Origin of the sequence: Rhodococcus wratislaviensis (assembly GCF_041228765.1) — a bacterium.
GTDB classification, from domain to species: domain Bacteria; phylum Actinomycetota; class Actinomycetes; order Mycobacteriales; family Mycobacteriaceae; genus Rhodococcus_F; species Rhodococcus_F wratislaviensis.
Genome location: NZ_CP150488.1, coordinates 6,238,920 through 6,257,820 on the forward strand (window position 1 = coordinate 6,238,920; position 18,901 = coordinate 6,257,820).

The window sequence follows — 18,901 nt, forward strand, 5'->3', positions numbered from 1 at the left end:
ATATGCGATCCGTTCCGGTGGCGGCCCTCACCGTGCTGGCACTGGTCATGCTGCTGTCCCCTGCGTCCGCGACGCCGTCGGGTCCCGAGCATGCCGACAAGGTGGTGCACGCCCTGCTGTTCGCGGCGCTGGCGGCGGCCTCCCGGTATGCGCTCCTGACGCCACGGATCACCGTGCTCTGGCTCGCGGCGTTCGCGGTGATCACCGAGATACTGCAGGGCGTGCTGCCGATCGGCAGGCACGGATCGGTCTGGGATCTCTGCGCCGACATGGTGGGTGTGGCGATCGGGTTGGCCGCTCAGTCCGCGATCATGCGCTCCCGCAGCAACGTCTGAACCCCGGTGTCGAGGCCGAGGCCGTCCGAGAAGTACCGCTCGACGGTCCCGTACTTCTCGCGCATGGTGGCCAGGGACACTTCCAGGTACTGCTCACGGACTCCGAGCACGGGCTCGAGCAACGCCGGATCTCCACCCGCGTCGACGAATTTCTCGAACACGCCCGCGAACGACGGAAGCAGGAGTTCGTTGGTCAGCAGGTAGTCGTGGAACACGTCGTCCTCGCCGACTCCGAGGAGCAGCAGTAGCGCCGCCGTGGCCCAACCCGTCCGGTCCTTGCCGGTGGTGCAGTGCACGAGGGCGGGCGTGTTGCCGTTCGAGGCCAGGCCGCCGAACAATTCCCGGTACGAGGAGACCGCGCTGGGCATCACGACGAAGTCGCGGTAGCTGCCCTCGAAGTAGTCGATTGCGCGTCCGCCGCCGAGTTCCCGTTCGGCGATCATCGGGTCGGCGATGACCTGGAGCATCTGCGCGGGGATCGATCGGATCCCCTTGTCGGCGAGGACGTCCAACGCGACCGCGCGGGCCCCGTCCGGGAGTTTGTCGGGCGCCGCGTCACGCTCGTCCGCGGTGCGCAGGTCGTACACCGTCCGGATCCCGAGGCCGTCGAGCAGCGGCATGTCCGTGTCCACGACCCGGCTGAGATCCGTCGAACGGAAGTACACGCCGGTGCGCACTTTCGCGCCGTCCCGGGTTCGGTAGCCACCGACGTCTCGCAGATTGGGCACGGACGTGAGCGGTATCGGCGTCATGCGTCGACGGTACCGCCCAGCACTCGGGCCAGTGCATCCACGGCGGCGTCGAGTTCGGCGGTCGTCACCGTCAGAGGTGGGCGGAACCTGATCCCGCGCTTGCCGGTCGGCAGGATCAGCACCCGCTCACGCTCCCTGAGTTCGGCGACGACGCGGTCCCGCCGCTGCGGGGTGGGGAGCGTGATCGCGCACATGAGGCCACGTCCCCGCGGCTCGGTCACCTCGGCGTTCGCTCGTGCGAGTTCCCGCAGTCGCTCGAGGAGATGCGCCCCGGTCATGCGGGCTCGGTCGACGAGCCTGTCCTCCTCGACGATCTCCAGGATCCGGCGGGACCGCACCATGTCGGTGAGGTTGCCACCCCAGGTGGAGTTGATCCGCGAGCTGACGGCGAACACGTTGTCGGGGATGTCGTCCACCCTGCCGCCGGCCATGATTCCGCAGACCTGAGTCTTCTTGCCGAACGCGACGACGTCCGGGTGCACTCCCATTTGCTGGTACGCCCAGGCGGTGCCGGTGAGACCGCACCCGGTCTGCACCTCGTCGAAAATGAAGAGGGCGTCGTTCTCACGGCAGAGCGCCTCCATCGCCTGGAAGAACTCCGGGCGGAAATGGTGGTCGCCGCCCTCACCCTGGATCGGTTCGGCGATGAAACACGCCACGTCCGAGGGGTTCTCGGCGAACGCGCGCCGCGCCTGGTCCAGTGCGCGGCGCTCGGCGTCTTCGACGTCCCGGCCGTCCGCGAGGTACGGGGAGTCGATGCGCGGCCAGTCGAACTTGGGGTACCGCGCCACCTTGCCGGGCTCGGTGTTGGTGAGCGACATGGTGTATCCACTGCGCCCGTGGAACGCCTCGGTCAGATGGAGCACCTTCGTGCCGAGCGACGGGTCGAGGCCCCGGCTCTCGTTGAGCCTGCTCTTCCAGTCGAACGCCACCTTCAGAGCGTTCTCGACGGCGAGTGCTCCACCGTCGATGAAGAAGAGATGCGGCAGAGCGGGATCGCCCAGCACCCGGGCGAACGTCTCGACGAACCGTGCCATCGGGACGGTATAGATGTCGGAGTTGCTCGGTTTGTTGACCGCCGCCGCTGCCAGTTCCCGGCGAAAGGCGTCGTCGTCCGCCAGTTCCGGGTGGTTCATCCCCAGCGCCGACGAGGCGAAGAACCCGAACATGTCCAGGTAGCTGGTGCCGTCTCGCTGGTCGACGAGATGCGTACCGCGTGAGCGTTCCAGGTCGAGCACCAGGTCGAAACCGTCGACCAGAATGCGCTCGCGCAGCACGTCGTGCACCTGGCTCGCCGGCAGCTCGCCCCCATCTCCGGTAAATCGAATCGCTGTGCTCATACCGAGAGATTACGTCAAAATTCCTGTGAACCGGCGACGATTCGGCAACATATCCGGAACAGAGCTCACCTGTCGTAAAATGTTTGCAAGATGATGGTGCTGCGCGTGTGTACGTTGGCGGTGGCACGGATCTCCTGCAGCAGGTGTTCCAGCTCCCGTGGGGAGGCGACGCGCACCAGCAGCACGTAGCTCTCCTCCCCCGCGACCGAGTGACACGCTTCGATCGCGGGGAGGTTCCGCAACCGGGCGGGCGCATCGTCGGGCTGCGACGGATCGAGAGGGGTGATCGCGACGAATGCGGACAGACCGTGCCCGAGCGCATCCGGATCGATCTTCGCGGTGTACCCGCGGATCACTTTGCGGGCCTCGAGCCTGCGCACCCTGGACTGCACAGCGGAGATCGACAGCCCCGCCTTCTCGGCGAGTGTCGCCAGAGTCGCCCGGCCGTCGGCCACCAGCTCCTGCATCAGTACCCGATCGATGTCGTCGAGAGGAGTATGGGGTGCGTCGCTACGAAAAGATTCCACCACCAGCGCAGGCTAGCCCAGCGGAGGTGCCTCATGGTCGAAACGTCAGAGCTCCCCGCCCGTGTTGCCCGAGCGCGGAAGCCGAACGCGAGACGAGGGCGCCGGCGTACTTCACCCACCGACCGCGCCTCGCCGAGACACTCGGCCGGCCCGTGCACGACCCGTTCACGCTCTACCGACAGCAGGATCGAACCCGAGAGAGGACAGCATCGTGAACCTTCCCGCCCCCGAGGAGTTGTGCCGCCGCGCCGAGGAAGCGCTGATCAGGTGTGGTGCCGAGATCACCGACGCCGGTGGACCGCTCGTCGCGCGCACACCGATCACCGGGACCGAACTGCGCACGGTGACCGCGAGTAGCGCGGACGACGTGGACCGGGCGATCACCGCGGCGCACGACGCCTTTCTCGAGTGGCGTTCCGTCCCCGCCCCCCAGCGCGGCGCCGTGGTGCGTCGCCTGGGTCAGCTTCTGACGGAACACAAGACGGGTCTGGCGGAACTGGTCACCCTCGAGGCGGGCAAGATTCCGTCCGAGGCGCAGGGCGAAGTGCAGGAGATGATCGACATCTGCGAATTCGCGGTCGGTCTGTCACGCCAGTTGTACGGCAGGACGATGGCGTCGGAACGTCCGGGACACCGGCTGATGGAGACGTGGCACCCGCTGGGAGTTGTCGGCGTGATCTCCGCCTTCAACTTCCCCGTGGCCGTGTGGTCGTGGAACACCGCCGTCGCGCTGGTCTGCGGCGACACGGTGGTGTGGAAGCCGTCGGACCGGACTCCGCTCACGGCCATCGCCTGTGATGCACTGCTGGCGCGCGCTGCCCGCGACGTCGGCGCACCCGCCGGGATCCACGCCCTGGTCCAGGGTGCGGGGGATGTCGGTGAGCGTCTCGTCGACGACGCACGCGTGGCGCTGGTCAGCGCCACCGGATCTGTGCGGATGGGTCGCGCCGTGGGTCCGCGCGTCGCCGCGCGCTTCGGCAGATGCCTGCTCGAACTGGGCGGCAACAATGCAGCGGTGGTGGCCCCGTCCGCCGATCTCGATCTGGCCGTGCGGGGAATCGTCTTCTCCGCCGCGGGCACCGCAGGCCAGCGCTGCACGTCCCTGCGGCGGCTGATCGTGCACTCGTCCGTCGCCGACGAACTGGTGCAGCGCATCTCTTCGGCGTACGGCCAGCTGAAGGTCGGAAATCCGTTCGACGACGGCGTCCTCGTCGGCCCGTTGGTGAACCGATCCGCGTTCGAGGCCATGCAGACCGCGTTGGACAAGGCCCGCGCCGACGGCGGGACCGTCGTCTGCGGCGGCGAACGCAGTGGGGGCGGCGACTCCGCCTACTACGTCTCGCCCGCCCTCGTCCGGATGCCCGCGCAGACGTCGGTGGTCCAGGAGGAGACGTTCGCACCGATCCTCTATGTCCTCACCTACGACGACTACGACCAGGCGATCGCGTTGCACAACGAAGTGCCCCAAGGCCTCTCGTCGTCGATCTTCACCACCGATCAGCGTGAGGCCGAGAGGTTCCTCGCGGCAGACGGTTCCGACTGCGGCATCGCGAACGTCAACATCGGCACGTCGGGGGCGGAGATCGGCGGCGCATTCGGCGGCGAGAAGGAGACGGGTGGCGGACGCGAATCCGGGTCCGACGCATGGAAGGCCTACATGCGTCGCGCGACGAACACTGTCAACTACTCCGATCGACTCCCGCTCGCGCAGGGGGTGGAGTTCACCTGATCGGCGGCGGCGACCGGCTACTCTCGGGGCGTGAGCAACTGGACCGAGATGGCGCGTGAGATTGCCGAGAACGTGTTGTTCCCGGTGGCCGACAGCGTCGATGCCGACGGCGAGATTCCCGACAGTCACTTCGAGACTCTCGCCGCCGACGGCTTCTACGGACTCGCGGCACCGGGCGAAGAGGGTGTGACGCCGTCGGTGCTGGTCGACGTGATGGAGACGTTGTGCGGCGGCTGCCTCGCGACGGCCTTCACGTGGATGCAGCACCACGGCGTCGTCGCCGGTCTCGCCGGTTCCCCGAACACGGCCCTGCAGGATCGCTATCTCGACGGGCTCATCGACGGGACCGTTCGGGCCGGTGTCGCACTGGCCGGAGCGATACCCGTCCCGCCCACACTGTGGGCACGCAGCGTCGACGACGGCTATGTGCTCGACGGGGTGTCACCGTTCGTCACCGGCTGGGGCATCGTCGATCTGCTCCAGGTGTCGGCGCGCGACGAGTTCGACGACTCCATCGTGCATGTCATCATTCCCGCGCAACCACTTCGGGGACTCACCGCCGAGGAACTCCCGCTGATCGCCGCGCGCGGGTCCAACACGGTCCGGTTGAAATTCGACGGGCTCGCCGTGCCACGGGATCTGGTGAGCGCCGTCGTCTCCTCCGAGGATTTCGCGAAGAGCCAGCTGTTCGGGTCGTGGATCAACGGGTGCATGGCGATGGGGATCACCCGCCGGGCGATCAGCGAACTGGAGGCTCTCGGCGTCGACGCCGACCCGTTCGAGGAGCAGGCCGCCCGGGCACGCCTCGACCTCAACGCCGCGCTCGAAGGCCGGGCGGAGATCGCCGAAGCACGGGCCCGCGCTTCGGAACTCGCCATCCGCACCGCCACTGCCCTCGTCACGGCGAAGGGCAGTTCGTCACTGCTCGCCGGGAACACCGCGGAACGACTGATGCGTGAAGCCACCTTCACACTCGTCGCAGCGGGACGTCCGGCGATCAAGTCGGCGTTGCTGGAGCGCCTCGGCCGCGACTAGCGGGTGCGGACCCTCAGGTCACCGAACAGCGAGTACGACACGATGCGGATCGTCGGCGCCCCGGGCCCGGGATCCTGTGCACCGGCATCGAGTTCGCGATCGCCGAAGAGGTCGAAACCACCCACCTCGACGTGCACGCCCTCCGGAACGGTGATCGTGCTGTCACCGAACAGTGTGACGAGCGTGATCGTCGACGTGCGGGCGCCGATCACGGCCGACCGGAGGTCGAGCTTCACGTCCCCGAACACGAGCAGGGCCAACGTCTTCACGGCGAGCGACCAGCGGCCGGACCGCTTGGTGTCGCCGAAGATTCCGACGATGGTGGACTGAGGTCGCGACACCGGTGCCGTCGGTGCCTCGACGGGCACCAGCCGCCGAAGACGCTCGACGTCGACGTCGCGTGACCAGACGATCGCGGCTTGCTCCGAATACTCCTCCAATGTCAGCTTTCCGTCCCCCACCCCCTTCTCGAGGCGGGCTTGTGCAGCCTCGCGGAGTCGGTCGAGTTCGTGGCTGTCCCCTGCAGCAGTCATGGCTCCACCGTAGCTGTCGGTGCCCTCGTCTACTGTCTGACAGCTCCACCCGTGACGCACCGCCCCTTCGACCGAAGCGAGACAACGTGTTCAGGATTTTCCGCGCAGTTGCTCTGGCGCTACTCGCCGTGGGCGCCTATGTGGTGGTCTCCGAGCACGAACCCGCCACCGTCGAGTTGCCGTCGCCGTCGTTCGTTCCGGCGGCCGCGGATCTCACGACAGTGTGAGGCCAAACCCCGACTAGGGCACTCCGTCCTCGGCTAGGGGCACTCTGTCCCCGGCTCGTGCCCGGTCGCGGGCTTTCCGGCAAGCGCGACCGATCAGCTCACCGGCGTGGTGTCGGTGATTGATTCGCGGTCTTCTGTCCGGGTCTATGTGCGGTGGCGGAATCCATTCGGTGCGTCCCGCGTACGTGTCACCGGGTGGCGCGCTGGTGGTCGCCCAGCCTGCAGGCCCGTCGTGGACCTGGGCGTGGCAGGCATCGCACACGAGCGTCAGTGAGTCGATGTCGGTGTGTCCGCCCTTGCGCCACTCCTGCACGTGGTGCACCGCGCACATGCTGGCCGGGGTCGCGCAACCCGGTCGTGTGCATCCGCCTTCGGCAGCGATGAGAGCGAGGCGTTGATCCGCGCTCGCCACTCGCCGGCGCCGGCCCAGATGCAGGGGCCGGCCGTCGTGGTCGAACAGGACGAGCACCGGGTGAGCGCGTTCGGCGAGTTTCAGCGCGTCATCGACCGGAAGGAGTCCGCCGGTCGCAGTGGTGGCCACACCGCCGGCTGCCTTCTCGAGTTGGTCGAGGGTCATGGTGATGATCGCCGTGACGGGCAGACCTCGATGCTGACCTAGGATCCCGGATTCGAGCATGACCCGGAACATCGCACTGAGGGCGTCGTGGTTTCGCTGCGCAGCGGTGCGGTTGTCGCGCGCTGCCGCCGCTACCAGTGCTTCACGGTCGATCGACGGATTCTCGGCGTCGCCGCAGGGTGACTCCGGGTCGTCCGGGTTGTTCATGCCGGGGCGAGCCCATTTCGCGAGGATCGGGTCGAGCAGAGCACGCGCAGTGGGGTCGAGTTCACCGGAGATCTTGGACATCAGTTCGGAATCTTGACGGCCCAACGAAACACCACGCCGTCGGGAACGATCACGGTCGTCACCCAGGTTTCCGTCGGGATTGAGATGAGCAAGGAGGCGGTGGCCGGCACTCTCGACATCTTCGGGCGTACCGCCTCGCGCACACTGCGCCAGAATCGACTCCGCCAATGCGACATCGGCATTGTCGACCGCAAGCGGGATCTTTCGCATGATCTTCCGGACGGCGCGCGCATGGTCGGCGCCGATGTCGCCATCCCGTTGCGCGGCGGCGGTTTCCGGCAGCGCTGCCTCCATCTGCTCGCCCGAGGTTGTATGAAGCAGACCGAGGTCGCGGGCCGACGCTACCCGAGCAGAGGCGTCCGCCGCCGAGACGCGGAGTACCGCGATCAGGAGCTTGTTCGGTGAGTTGTAGCCGAGCGTCGCGGGCAACGAGCGTTCGACACTCTCGACGATCAGTCGCAGCGAGACCGAACCGGCGCGGCGGAGGGACTTCTCGAGCTGCTGCATGATCAGCACCACATCAGAATCCGACACACCGCTGAGGTCTGCGTCGAGCAGGCCTGACACGGCAGCGTCCAACGCAGTGAGGTGTTCCATCACCTGACCTGCCGCCAACCCCCCGGTCGAACTCATGTGCGAACCATACTGCGCCCCACCGACACGTTCGCCGGCGTGGGAGCGTGAAGTAGGCGAGGACTGGCAGGCCGCCGTTCGCCACGCGGTGCGGCGCGGGTAGTGGTGTGGCCGGGAGGAGCGGTCTCGCACCACCGGCCCCACACCGGAATCGGCGGCACTTCACCGACGAGTTCCCCGTCGATTGCACGGCCATGTCGACGAGTACGGCCGTTCACCGCGCGCCAGACAGTGCCTCCGCGGAATCGAACCACTGAGTATCGAGGTGACCGCCGTCGGCATTCCAGCGCCGACCGAGAACAGGAACGACGCGAGTCTGTCGCCTGCCATGAGCATGGGACCGGTCTGACTTGATTTCTGCCACCCTCATGGGACCACTCGGATTGCCAGTCATGGGACCACCCGGCGCGTCGCGCCGAAGTCCCGCCGGATCGCTCGTTTGATCGTCGTGTCGGTTTCCCCGGTCACGAAGGCGGACGGGCATGGCTTTTCGGGAGGTCAACGTGAACGAAGTCAAGGAAGTGCTCCGGGTCTGGCTCGGGGTGCCCGGGTCGCGGCCACCGGGGCTGCGCACGATCGCGGCGCACTGCGGGGTGGACCGCAAGACCGCCCGGCGGTATGTCGAGGCCGCCCAGGCCGCGGGGCTGCAGCGCACCGACGGGGTCGAGGCGCTCGACGACGGGCTGATCGGTGCGGTGATCGAGGCGGTGCGCCCGGCCCGACCGAGCGGGCACGGGTCCGCCTGGGATCGGCTGTTGGGGTTCGAGGACCAGATCACCGCGTGGGTGGCCGGCGACGGGAACCATCCGCCGCTGACGATCACCAAGATCGACACGCTGCTGGCCCGTCAGGGCTGTGTGGTGCCGTATCGGACGTTGCACCGATTCGCCACCGAGCGGTGCGGTTTCGGCCGCAGGGACACCACCGTCCGGGTCGTCGATGGCGATCCCGGCAGCGAATGCCAGATCGACTTCGGCTACCTCGGCTATCTGACCGACCCGGAGACCGGTCGGCGCCGCAAGGTGCACGCACTGATCTTCACCGCCGTGTATTCGCGGCACATGTTCGTGTGGCTGACGTACTCGCAGACCCTGGCGGCGGTGATCGCCGGCTGCGAAGCGGCGTGGACCTTCTTCGGCGGTGTCTTCAAGGTCCTGATCCCGGACAATCTGAAGGCGGTGGTCACCGAGGCGGACGCGGTCAATCCGCGGCTGTCGCAGGGCTGGCTGGACTACGCCCAGCACACCGGGTTCGTGACGGACCCGGCCCGGATCCGGTCCCCGAAAGACAAACCTAGGGTCGAAAGAGCCGTTCAATATGTACGCGGGAACTACTGGGCCGGTGAGGAATTCGCTGATCTAGCGGAGGCGCAACGGCGGGCCGAAGCGTGGTGCCGTGACACCGCCGGGATGCGGACTCACGGCACCACCGCCGCCCGCCCGCTCGAGGTGTTCGACGCGGACGAGGCGCCGATGCTGCTGCCCGTCCCGCCAACTTATGACGTGCCGATCTTCAAACAGATCAAGGTGCACCGCGACTTTCATGCCGAGGTCGCCAAGGCGTTGTATTCGATCCCGGGACAGTGGATCGGCTCGATCCTCGAGGTGCGGGCGGACAGTGCGCTGGTGAAGTTCTACGCCCGCGGAACCCTGGTGAAGGTGCACCCGCGCCAGCCCGCCGGTGGGCGCAGCACCGACCCGGAGGACCTGCCCACCGAGAAGGTCGGGTATGCGATGCGGGACCTGGACCGGTTGATCGGCACCTGCGCCGGGCACGGCCGCGGCGTCGGGATCTACGCAGAAAGGCTGCTCGACGATCCGCTGCCCTGGATCCGGATGCGGGCGGTCTACCGGCTGCTCGGACTGGTCCGCCGCTACGGGCCCGGCCCGGTCGAAGCTGCGTGCAGCACGGCGCTGGATCTGGATGTGGTGTCGGTGAGCAAGATCGCCTCGATGCTCGAACGCGCCACCGAGACCACCACGCCGCTGCTGCCGGCCGCCGGGTCGGCGGCCCCGTCCCGCTTCTTCCCCGCGACCCCGCCGAGTTCGCCACCGACCGGACCGGCCCCGCCACTTCTGGGACCACTGTCGCCACTGCAGGGACCGGCGTTGCCACCGAAAGGACCACCCCTGCCACTGCCGGGACCGGCGTCGCCACCGAGAGGACCGGGCATCTGACGGTGATCGCCGGCGGCAACACCGACCCGAAGGAGCCACGATGACCACCCCACCCGCACCCATTTCCGGCCCGGTCGATCCGATCGGCGCCGACCTGATCACCCTTCTCAAGGCCCTCAAACTCGGCGCCCTCAAGGACACCCTGCCCGAGCGACTCGCCCTGGCCCGCCAGCACCAACTCAGCCACGTCGCATTCCTGGAACTGCTCCTCGCCGACGAGGTGTCACGGCGGGAATCACGCTCGGCGGCTTTGCGGTCGGCGAAAGCCGGTCTGGATCAGTCGATGCGAATCGACACCTGGAACGCGCTCGACGACCTCCGCTACGACCGATCCCTGCTCTCAGATCTGGTCTCGCTGCGGTTCGCCGAGGCCGGCCACTCGGTTCTGGTTCTGGGACCGGTCGGGGTCGGCAAGACGCACCTGGCGACCGCTCTCGGGCACGTCGCGATCCGGCGCCGGATGACGGTGCTCTGCGCCCGCGCCGACAAGCTGTTCGCCCGTCTGCGCGCCGCCCGGCTCGACAACTCGGTCGAGGCGGAGATGCGGCGCATCGCCACCGTCGATCTCCTGGTCCTCGACGATTTTGCGCTTCGCCCCCTGGACGCCACCGAGACCAACGACTTCTACGAGTTGGTCGTGGAGCGCCATCGTCGCAAGGCGACGATCGTCTCCTCAAATAGGTCCCCTGATGAGTGGCTGTCGATGACCACCGATGCCCTGCTCGCGCAGTCGGCGATCGACCGGCTCACCTCCGCGGCGCACACCCTCGTCATCGAGGGCCCGTCCTACCGGCAACGCACCCGCCCCGGGCGTGGTGCCATTGACAGTTCAGAAGGCGAGGTCGATGCTCGATGACACCTTCGGGTGGTCCCATGCTCGTGGCAACGAGGTGGTCCCATCAACCTGGCAAGCGACAGCGAGTCCCGACGCAATCGCCCGTGCCCCGTCGGGGGGGTGAACCTTCCAGACCTTAGGGATTCCGGAGACCGCTCGGTATGTTTCCGCTGCCTGTCGTACCTCCGGTGCACTATGGAACGGTGACCGACGTCCTGGGCAGGTTCTCCGCTGCCACCCGTGAGTGGTTCGACGGTGCCTTCCCGGCGCCGACGGCCGCGCAGCTCGGTGCGTGGGAGTCGATCGCCAGCCGCGCGCACACTCTCGTCGTGGCCCCGACCGGCTCTGGCAAGACGCTGTCCGCGTTCCTGTGGTCCCTCGACCAACTCGCCGCCACCGACGGGAAGGACCGCAAGACCAAGGTCCTCTACATTTCCCCGCTCAAGGCCCTGGGTGTCGACGTCGAACGCAACCTGCGCGCCCCGCTCGTCGGGATCACGCAGACGGCCAAGCGGCTCGGGCTCACGCCGCCGGAGATCTCGGTGGGCGTCCGCTCCGGCGACACACCGGCAGGCGACCGGCGCGCCCTGATCAAGAATCCGCCCGACATCCTCATCACCACCCCGGAGTCGCTGTTCCTCATGCTCACGTCCGCCGCACGCGAGACGCTGACCCAGGTGGACACCGTCATCGTCGACGAGGTGCACGCGGTGGCAGGCACGAAGCGCGGCGCCCACCTGGCCCTGTCGCTCGAGCGCCTCGACCAGCTTCTCGCCACTCCGGCCCAGCGCATCGGGCTGTCGGCGACGGTGCGGCCGCACGAGGAGGTGGGCCGGTTCCTGTCCGGTTCGGCGCCCATCCGGATCGTCGCGCCGCCGTCGCCGAAGACGTTCGACCTCACCGTGCAGGTGCCGGTCGAGGACATGACCGAACTCGGCCTCGCCGAACCCGCCGAGGGTTCGGCGTCGGCGACCCCGCAGGCGGGGTCGATCTGGCCGCACGTCGAGGAACAGATCGTCGACCTCGTCCTTGCGCACCGGTCGTCCATCGTGTTCGCGAACTCTCGGCGCCTCGCCGAGCGCCTGACGGCGAGACTCAACGAGATCTACGCAGAACGCGCCGGAACTGCCGTCGACAAGAACCCGAAACCGGCCTCGCAGATCGGCACACCGTCCGAGGTCAATTTCGGCGCGGACCCCCTGCTCGCGCGCGCCCACCACGGGTCGGTCAGCAAGGACCAGCGGGCCCTGATCGAGGACGACTTGAAGTCGGGGCGACTGCGGTGCGTTGTCGCGACGAGCAGCCTCGAACTCGGAATCGACATGGGCGCGGTCGATCTGGTGATCCAGGTGGAGGCACCCCCATCGGTGGCGAACGGTCTGCAGCGGGTCGGCCGCGCCGGACACCAGGTCGGGGAGATCTCGCGGGGTGTCGTGTTCCCGAAGCACCGCACCGATCTCGTGCACTGTGCCGTCACCGTCGAGCGCATGGTCACCGGCAAGATCGAGGCGCTCGCCGTCCCCGCCAATCCGCTCGACATCCTCGCCCAGCACACGGTGGCGGCCACCGCCCTCGAGCCGCTCGACGTGGACGACTGGTTCGAGACGGTCCGGCGCAGCGGTTCCTTCGCGACGCTGCCCCGCTCGGCGTACGAGTCCACCCTCGACCTTCTCGCCGGTCTCTACCCGTCCGACGAGTTCGCCGAGCTCAGGCCCCGCCTCGTCTGGGACCGCGAAGCCAACACGCTCACGGGACGTCCCGGCGCGCAGCGGCTTGCCGTCACTTCGGGCGGAGCCATCCCCGACCGCGGTCTGTTCACGGTGTACATGGTCGGTGAGAAGGCGTCCCGCGTCGGCGAACTCGACGAGGAGATGGTGTACGAGTCGCGGGTCGGCGACGTCTTCGCGCTCGGGGCCACCAGTTGGCGGATCGAGGAGATCACGTTCGACCGGGTTCTGGTCAGCCCCGCTTACGGGCAGCCGGGGCGGTTGCCGTTCTGGCACGGTGACGGTCTGGGCCGGCCGGCGGAACTGGGCGAAGCGCTGGGGCAGTTCCTGCGGGAGATCTCACTCGGGCACGAGACCGAGGTCCAGGAACGCTGCCGGACCGGCGGTCTCGACGAGAACGCGACGAACAATCTCGTTCAGCTGGTCGCCGAGCAGAAGACCGCCACCGGGCAGGTCCCCACCGACCGCACCCTGGTGGTCGAACGGTTCCGTGACGAGCTCGGCGACTGGCGACTGATCCTGCACTCGCCGTACGGTCAGCGCGTTCACGCTCCTTGGGCGCTGGCCGTGAGTGCGCGGCTGAGCGAGCGGTACGGCCTCGACTCGAACGCGACGGCGTCCGACGACGGCATCATCGTGCGTCTTCCCGACACCGAGGACACCCCGCCCGGCGCCGACCTGTTCGTCTTCGACACCGACGAGATCGAGGACATCGTCACCGAACAGGTCGGCGGTTCCGCGTTGTTCGCGTCCCGGTTCCGTGAGTGCGCGGCGCGGGCGTTGCTGCTGCCGCGCCGCACGCCGGGAAAGCGTGCACCGCTCTGGCAGCAGCGGCAGCGGTCCGCCCAGCTGCTCGACGTGGCCCGCCGGTATCCGACGTTCCCGATCCTGCTCGAGACCGTCCGCGAGTGCCTGCAGGACGTGTACGACCTACCGGCCCTGAAGGACCTGCTCCGCCGACTCGCACGTCGCCAGATCCGCATCGTCGAGGTCGAGACGCAGTCGCCGTCACCGTTCGCCGGCGCCCTGCTGTTCAACTACGTCGGCGAGTTCATGTACGAGGGCGACAGCCCACTCGCCGAACGCCGGGCAGCGGCACTGTCCCTGGACTCGACGCTGCTGGCGGAACTGCTCGGCAGGGTGGAACTGCGCGAACTGCTCGACGCCGACGTCATCGCCCACGCCGAACTCGAACTCCAGCGCCTGCTGCCCGACCGCAAGGCGAAGGATCTCGAAGGCGTCGCCGACCTGCTGCGTCTTCTGGGGCCGCTCACCACGGACGAGATCACCGCACGGTCGATCAGCGATCCCCTCCCCTGGCTCGACGAACTGGTCCGCGCGAAACGGGCGCTCGCCGTGTCGTTCGCCGGTCACGAATGGTGGACGGCCATCGAGGATGCGGCACGCCTGCGCGACGGGCTCGGGGTGCCGCTACCCATCGGTGTTCCCGCCGCGTTCATCGAACCCGTCGACGATCCCCTCGCCGACCTGATCAGCCGGTATGCCCGTACCCACGGTCCGTTCACGATCACCGACGCCGCCGCCCGATTCGGCCTCGGTTCCGCGGTTGCCCGCGACGTCCTGCAGCGACTCGCGCAGGGCAAGCGGGTGGTCGAGGGCGAGTTCCGCCCCGGCGCGACGGGAAGCGAATGGTGCGACGCCGAGGTCCTCCGCCGTCTCCGCAGGCGCTCGCTGGCCGCGGCGCGTCAGGAGGTCGAACCGGTCAGCACCGCGACGCTCGGGCGCTTCCTCCCGGGCTGGCAGCACGTCGGGGGCACGCTGCGCGGCATCGACGGCATCGCAACGGTGGTGGAACAACTCGCCGGTGTCCCGGTTCCCGCCTCCGCACTCGAGTCATTGATCCTGCCGTCCCGCGTGGCCGACTACTCCCCCGCCATGCTCGACGAACTCACCTCCACCGGCGAGGTCCTGTGGTCGGGCGCGGGCAGCATCTCGGGGAAGGACGGGTGGGTGTGCCTCCACCCCGCCGATACCGCACCGCTCACGCTGACCACGCCCGCGGAATCGGACCTGTCGGAGGTGCAGCGCCGGGTGCTCGACACGCTGTCGGGCGGCGGCGCGTACTTCTTCCGGCAACTCGCGGACACCCTCGAGATGTCCGACGACACCGCGCTGGCCACCGCATTGTGGGATCTGGTGTGGTTGGGCCACATCGGCAACGACACGCTCGCCCCGGTCCGCGCCCTGCTGTCGGACACGTCCCGGACCACCACGAGCCACCGGTCGCCGCGACGACCGCCGCGCGCCCGCGCGTACCGCAGCCTCACGGTTCCCGTGCGCACCGCACCGCCCACGGTCGGGGGAAGGTGGTCGATCCTTCCCGCCGCCGAATCCGATGCCACGCTGCGTGCCAGCGCGACGGCCGAACTCCTCCTGGAGCGGTACGGGGTGGTGACGCGTGGGTCCGTGATGACCGAGAACGTTCCCGGCGGATTCGCTCTGATGTACAAGGTGCTGGGCACGTTCGAGGACAACGGCCGCTGTCGGCGAGGACATTTCGTCGAGTCGCTCGGCGGTGCGCAATTCTCCACTCCGCCCGTGGTGGACCGACTCCGGAGCTACGCCGACTCGCTCGAGGGCAGGCACACCACTCTTCCCGCCGTGACTCTCGCCGCCAGCGATCCCGCCAACCCGTACGGGGCGGCTCTGCCCTGGCCGAAACGCGGCGACGACGCGCCCGCGCACCGGCCGGGACGCAAGGCCGGAGGCCTGGTGGTGCTCGTGGAGGGTGAACTGATCCTGTTCGTCGAACGCGGCGGGCGCACGATCCTCACCTTCACCGACGACCCCGGCGTGCTCCGCACCGCGGCGGTCACGCTCGCCGGTGTGGTCAAGCGCGGCGGAATCGACAAGATCGTGGTCGAGAAGGTCGATGGCGACACCATCCACGGCAGCGACTTCGCGCCGGTCCTGACCGAGGCCGGTTTCTCGCCCACCCCTCGCGGATTCCGGTTGCGAGCCTGAGATGCCCGAAGGCGACACCGTCTGGCGCACCGCCAACTCGCTTCGCGACGCCCTCGAGGGCAAGGTGCTGACCCGCTGCGACGTGCGCGTCCCGCGGTACGCCACCGTCGACCTGTCCGGCCAGCTCGTCGACGAGGTGGTCAGCCGCGGGAAGCACCTCCTCATCCGGGTCGGTGACTACTCGATCCACACGCATCTGAAGATGGAGGGCGCGTGGCACATCTACGCGCCGGACACGAAGTGGCGCCGCCCCACTCACCAGGCCCGGATCGTGCTCGCCACCGAAGACAGGGTGGCGGTCGGATTCTCGCTCGGCATCACGGAGGTCCTGGGGCGTGACGACGAAGAGTCCGCGGTCGGCCACCTCGGCCCCGACCTGCTGGGACCGGACTGGGACGCCGACACGGCGATCCGCAACCTGCGGGAGGCCGGCGACCAGCCCATCGGTCTCGCCCTGGTCGATCAGCGCAACCTGGCCGGTCTCGGCAACGTCTATCGCAACGAGGTCTGCTTCCTCCGCGGCGTCCACCCCTACACTCCGTCGAGCGACGTGGCCGACCTGCCCGCGCTGGTCACGCTCGCGCATCGCATGATTCACATCGACAAGAACAACTCCGTCCGCCATCGGCCGTGGGTGTACGGGCGTGCCGGAAAGCGTTGCCGCCGTTGCGGGACGGTGATCGAAGGTCACGACCTCGGTCAGCAGCAGATCTTCTTCTGCACGTACTGTCAACCACCGATCGTGGGTTAGCGGAGAACCGTGGTCGGCGGCCCGAGCGGCGGCGGTCTGCGAGTCCGTCGGCGGCCGAGCAACCACGCGGCACCGTCCGGCACCCACAGCACCGCGGCCGTGGCGATCGTCAGCAGATATGTCGGCGCGATGACGGGCAGGAGAAGACACCCGAGCAGAGCGACGGGAAAGTCTCTGCGCCACACCAGCGACAGCACGACCGGAAGCACGAGAAGGAGCGCGGCCAGGCCGAAGTGCGAGGTCGCCAATGCCCACGGCACTCCCACCACCCAGCACAGCATGCCGAGCACCTGGTGCGCGATGAGCAGGAACCGGACGACGTCGGTGAACGTCCAGAACCGGCCGACCTCGACGCCGACCCAGAAGATGCGGCTGCGGAACGGTCCGACGCCCTCGTCGAGCAGGGCGAGCCGGAACAGTTCGTCCGCGTGCCGTCGCAGCGTGTTTCCCTCCGGTCCCTGCGCGCTCGCACGTTTGCACAGGTCGTCGTGCATGATCGCGGGAAGCAGCTGCCGACCGTACGGGGTGAGCAGGCCTTGCAGCGGTGCGGGGATCGATGCCAGATCCGTGCGGAGAAGGCAGGGCATGGGGGCGCAGCCGGGCACCGTCACCACCGTGTCGCCGTGGACGTAGACGAACTCGCCGACGAGTTGGAAGAACTTGCGGTCGAGTACCCGAAGTTCGGGTTGCGGGCGAGTCGGATCGTCCACGGATACCTGGAACGGCATGCGCACCTCACTCGTGGCCGGCCTTGTTTGCCTCCACCACCAGAGTGACGCAATGCGCGACGAATTGCTCGCGCGACGCGGCAACGGTTCCGTCGAGATATCCGATGAACAGCGTCGTGAGAGCGCCCACCACACCGACTGCGACGAGTTGTTTCTCCACCTCGTCGTCGACGGCGGACAGCTGGTCGTGCACGAGTGCCACGAAGCCGGGCATCAGGTCGATGCCGCGCCTGCTCAGCGCGAGTTCGGACAGCGGTGCGAGGAGCAGCACCCGGCCCATGGCGGGATCGTCGACCATCAGTTTCACGAACGCGCCCACGGCGGCTTCGGCGCGCTGCCGCGCGGTCTCGGTGGATGCCACCGCCTCCACGAGAGCGGCCTGCGCCTGGTTGCCCACGGTGGTGTAGACCGAGCGCACGAACTCGTCCCGGTCCCGGAACGACTCGTAGAAGTACCGTTCGGTCAGCGCCGCGGCGCGGCAGACCGCGCGCACGTTCACCGCAGGCCCGTCCGGGGCTCCGAGCAGCGCGACGCCCGCACGCAGCAGCGAATTCCGCCGCGCTTCCCGCCGGTCCTCCAGCGTCACTCGTCTCACCCCAATCCTTGACTACGCGTGTTGTCAGATCCTAGTCTGACAACGTGCGTAGTCACTTGAACGCGGACGGTACGCCCGTCCCGGCCTCCGCTCCCGTCCCCCTCGGCCCCGACTCGTTGACCTGGAAGTATTTCGGCGACTGGCGCGGAATGCTGCAGGGTGTCTGGGCCGGGTCCATGCAGAACATGCATCCCGGACTCGGCGCGGGCGTCGAGGAACACTCCCGCTTCTTCGACGAGCGGTGGGAGCGCCTCTACCGGTCGCTGTACCCGATCGGCGGCGTCGTCTTCGACGGCGACCGCGCCCAGCAGACCGCGGAGCAGGTTCGGGGGTATCACGACAACATCAAGGGAATCGACAAACACGGCCGCAGGTATCACGCCCTCGACCCCGACACGTTCTACTGGGCGCACGCCACGTTCTTCATGGGGACCATCCTCACGGGCGACCACTTCATGGGTGGCCTCACCGAAGATCAGAAGCGCCGGCTGTTCACCGAGCACATCCAGTGGTACCGCCTGTACGGAATGAGCATGCGCCCCGTCCCGGAAACCTGGGAGGCATTCCAGGAGTACTGGGATCACATGTGCCGCAACGTGCTCGAGGACAACAAGGCCACCCGGGACGTCCTCGACCTGTCCGGTCTCGGTGTTCCCCCGTTCCTGACCTGGCTGCCCGACCCGATCTGGGCGGTTCTCCGGATCCCGGTGGCGAAGGGCTTCGTGTGGCTGACGGTCGGCATGTACGACCCACCGGTCCGCGACCTCCTCGGTTACCGCTGGACCACACGCGACGAGCGCCTGCACACCCTCGTCGGCCGCGCAATCGGCGCCGTCTTCCGTCTGGTCCCCTGGCGATACCGCTACCACCCGCGCGCCCGCGCAGGCTGGGACCGCGAGACCGGACGCGCCCCCGCGCACGCACCGCTCGTCCACACGCCCCGACGCAATCTTCCGCCGCTCGGCCGGCGGGACGACCCCCAGCACTACAGCCCGAAAGTCTGAGTTCCCAGGGAGCTCACAGACAACGCCCACACTGCTCACGGGTTCCGGGACGACGCTGAATCACATGGAATTCATCGCTGTCACAGCCCTCGTCGTCATGGCGCTCTCCGGGGTCGTCGCCGC

At 68.2% G+C, this 18,901-nt stretch carries 16 protein-coding genes; 9 read left to right on the forward strand and 7 right to left on the reverse strand.

What is annotated here, in order from left to right; all coding sequences use genetic code 11:
• The first annotated feature begins 2 nt into the window (after positions 1-2).
• Entirely contained in the window at positions 3-335 is a 333-nt protein-coding gene (locus tag WKC72_RS28980) for a VanZ family protein (protein WP_037244953.1), read from the forward strand.
• Here the strand turns inward: WKC72_RS28980 and WKC72_RS28985 are convergent.
• The 3 genes from WKC72_RS28985 to WKC72_RS28995 all read right to left on the reverse strand — a co-directional run bounded on the left by WKC72_RS28985 (position 299) and on the right by WKC72_RS28995 (position 2,957).
• On the reverse strand, positions 299-1,087 hold the full coding sequence (locus WKC72_RS28985) for a tyrosine-protein phosphatase (protein ID WP_112299279.1): 789 nt from the start codon (positions 1,085-1,087) through the stop codon (positions 299-301). The genes WKC72_RS28980 and WKC72_RS28985 overlap by 37 nt on opposite strands.
• On the reverse strand, positions 1,084-2,427 hold the full coding sequence (lat, locus tag WKC72_RS28990; protein ID WP_370180537.1) for an L-lysine 6-transaminase: 1,344 nt from the start codon (positions 2,425-2,427) through the stop codon (positions 1,084-1,086). Before lat ends, WKC72_RS28985 begins: the two co-directional genes overlap by 4 nt.
• 65 nt (positions 2,428-2,492) lie before the next feature.
• Entirely contained in the window at positions 2,493-2,957 is a 465-nt protein-coding gene (locus WKC72_RS28995) for an Lrp/AsnC family transcriptional regulator (RefSeq protein ID WP_037208656.1), read from the reverse strand.
• Positions 2,958-3,165: 208 nt separating this feature from the next.
• On the opposite strand from WKC72_RS28995, the gene WKC72_RS29000 reads away from it, so the two are divergent.
• Together WKC72_RS29000 and WKC72_RS29005 are read left to right on the forward strand one after the other, a co-directional pair.
• The gene (locus WKC72_RS29000) at positions 3,166-4,683 is read left to right on the forward strand and encodes an aldehyde dehydrogenase family protein (protein WP_370180538.1); all 1,518 of its coding nucleotides are present in this window, start codon (positions 3,166-3,168) and stop codon (positions 4,681-4,683) included.
• Between the two features lie 30 nt (positions 4,684-4,713).
• Positions 4,714-5,718 (forward strand): acyl-CoA dehydrogenase family protein, encoded by a 1,005-nt coding sequence (locus WKC72_RS29005; protein WP_081792780.1) that lies wholly within the window; start codon positions 4,714-4,716, stop codon positions 5,716-5,718.
• Here WKC72_RS29005 and WKC72_RS29010 read toward each other — a convergent pair.
• Entirely contained in the window at positions 5,715-6,251 is a 537-nt protein-coding gene (locus WKC72_RS29010; protein WP_268790909.1) for a LiaF domain-containing protein, read from the reverse strand. The two genes, WKC72_RS29005 and WKC72_RS29010, sit on opposite strands and share 4 nt — an antisense overlap.
• A gap of 86 nt (positions 6,252-6,337) precedes the next feature.
• Here WKC72_RS29010 and WKC72_RS29015 point away from each other — a divergent pair, with 86 nt between their 5' ends.
• Positions 6,338-6,478, forward strand: a complete 141-nt coding sequence (locus WKC72_RS29015; protein ID WP_156046805.1) for a hypothetical protein — start codon at positions 6,338-6,340, stop codon at positions 6,476-6,478.
• A gap of 13 nt (positions 6,479-6,491) precedes the next feature.
• Here the strand turns inward: WKC72_RS29015 and WKC72_RS29020 are convergent, their stop codons facing one another.
• Complete coding sequence (locus WKC72_RS29020) at positions 6,492-7,976, reverse strand: DUF222 domain-containing protein (RefSeq protein WP_370180540.1); 1,485 nt, start codon at positions 7,974-7,976, stop codon at positions 6,492-6,494.
• A 482-nt stretch (positions 7,977-8,458) separates the two neighbouring features.
• Between WKC72_RS29020 and istA the strand changes: the two genes are divergently transcribed.
• The 4 genes from istA to WKC72_RS29040 all read left to right on the forward strand — a co-directional run bounded on the left by istA (position 8,459) and on the right by WKC72_RS29040 (position 16,451).
• Positions 8,459-10,153, forward strand: a complete 1,695-nt coding sequence (gene istA / locus WKC72_RS29025; protein ID WP_370180541.1) for an IS21 family transposase — start codon at positions 8,459-8,461, stop codon at positions 10,151-10,153.
• Positions 10,154-10,193: 40 nt separating this feature from the next.
• Positions 10,194-11,009: an ATP-binding protein gene (locus WKC72_RS29030; RefSeq protein ID WP_370180542.1), complete on the forward strand. Its 816-nt coding sequence runs from the start codon at positions 10,194-10,196 to the stop codon at positions 11,007-11,009.
• A 182-nt stretch (positions 11,010-11,191) separates the two neighbouring features.
• Positions 11,192-15,700, forward strand: coding sequence for an ATP-dependent helicase (locus WKC72_RS29035; protein ID WP_370180543.1), 4,509 nt, complete (start codon positions 11,192-11,194; stop codon positions 15,698-15,700).
• Position 15,701: 1 nt separating this feature from the next.
• On the forward strand, positions 15,702-16,451 hold the full coding sequence (locus tag WKC72_RS29040; RefSeq protein WP_112299272.1) for a DNA-formamidopyrimidine glycosylase family protein: 750 nt from the start codon (positions 15,702-15,704) through the stop codon (positions 16,449-16,451).
• Here the strand turns inward: WKC72_RS29040 and WKC72_RS29045 are convergent.
• Both WKC72_RS29045 and WKC72_RS29050 read right to left on the reverse strand, forming a co-directional pair.
• Positions 16,448-17,179, reverse strand: a complete 732-nt coding sequence (locus tag WKC72_RS29045; protein WP_037244936.1) for a DUF1353 domain-containing protein — start codon at positions 17,177-17,179, stop codon at positions 16,448-16,450. The genes WKC72_RS29040 and WKC72_RS29045 overlap by 4 nt on opposite strands.
• Positions 17,180-17,186: 7 nt before the next feature.
• On the reverse strand, positions 17,187-17,765 hold the full coding sequence (locus WKC72_RS29050; protein ID WP_370184578.1) for a TetR/AcrR family transcriptional regulator: 579 nt from the start codon (positions 17,763-17,765) through the stop codon (positions 17,187-17,189).
• 53 nt (positions 17,766-17,818) lie between these two features.
• On the opposite strand from WKC72_RS29050, the gene WKC72_RS29055 reads away from it, so the two are divergent.
• Positions 17,819-18,778, forward strand: a complete 960-nt coding sequence (locus WKC72_RS29055; protein ID WP_370180544.1) for an oxygenase MpaB family protein — start codon at positions 17,819-17,821, stop codon at positions 18,776-18,778.
• Positions 18,779-18,901 lie beyond the last annotated feature (123 nt).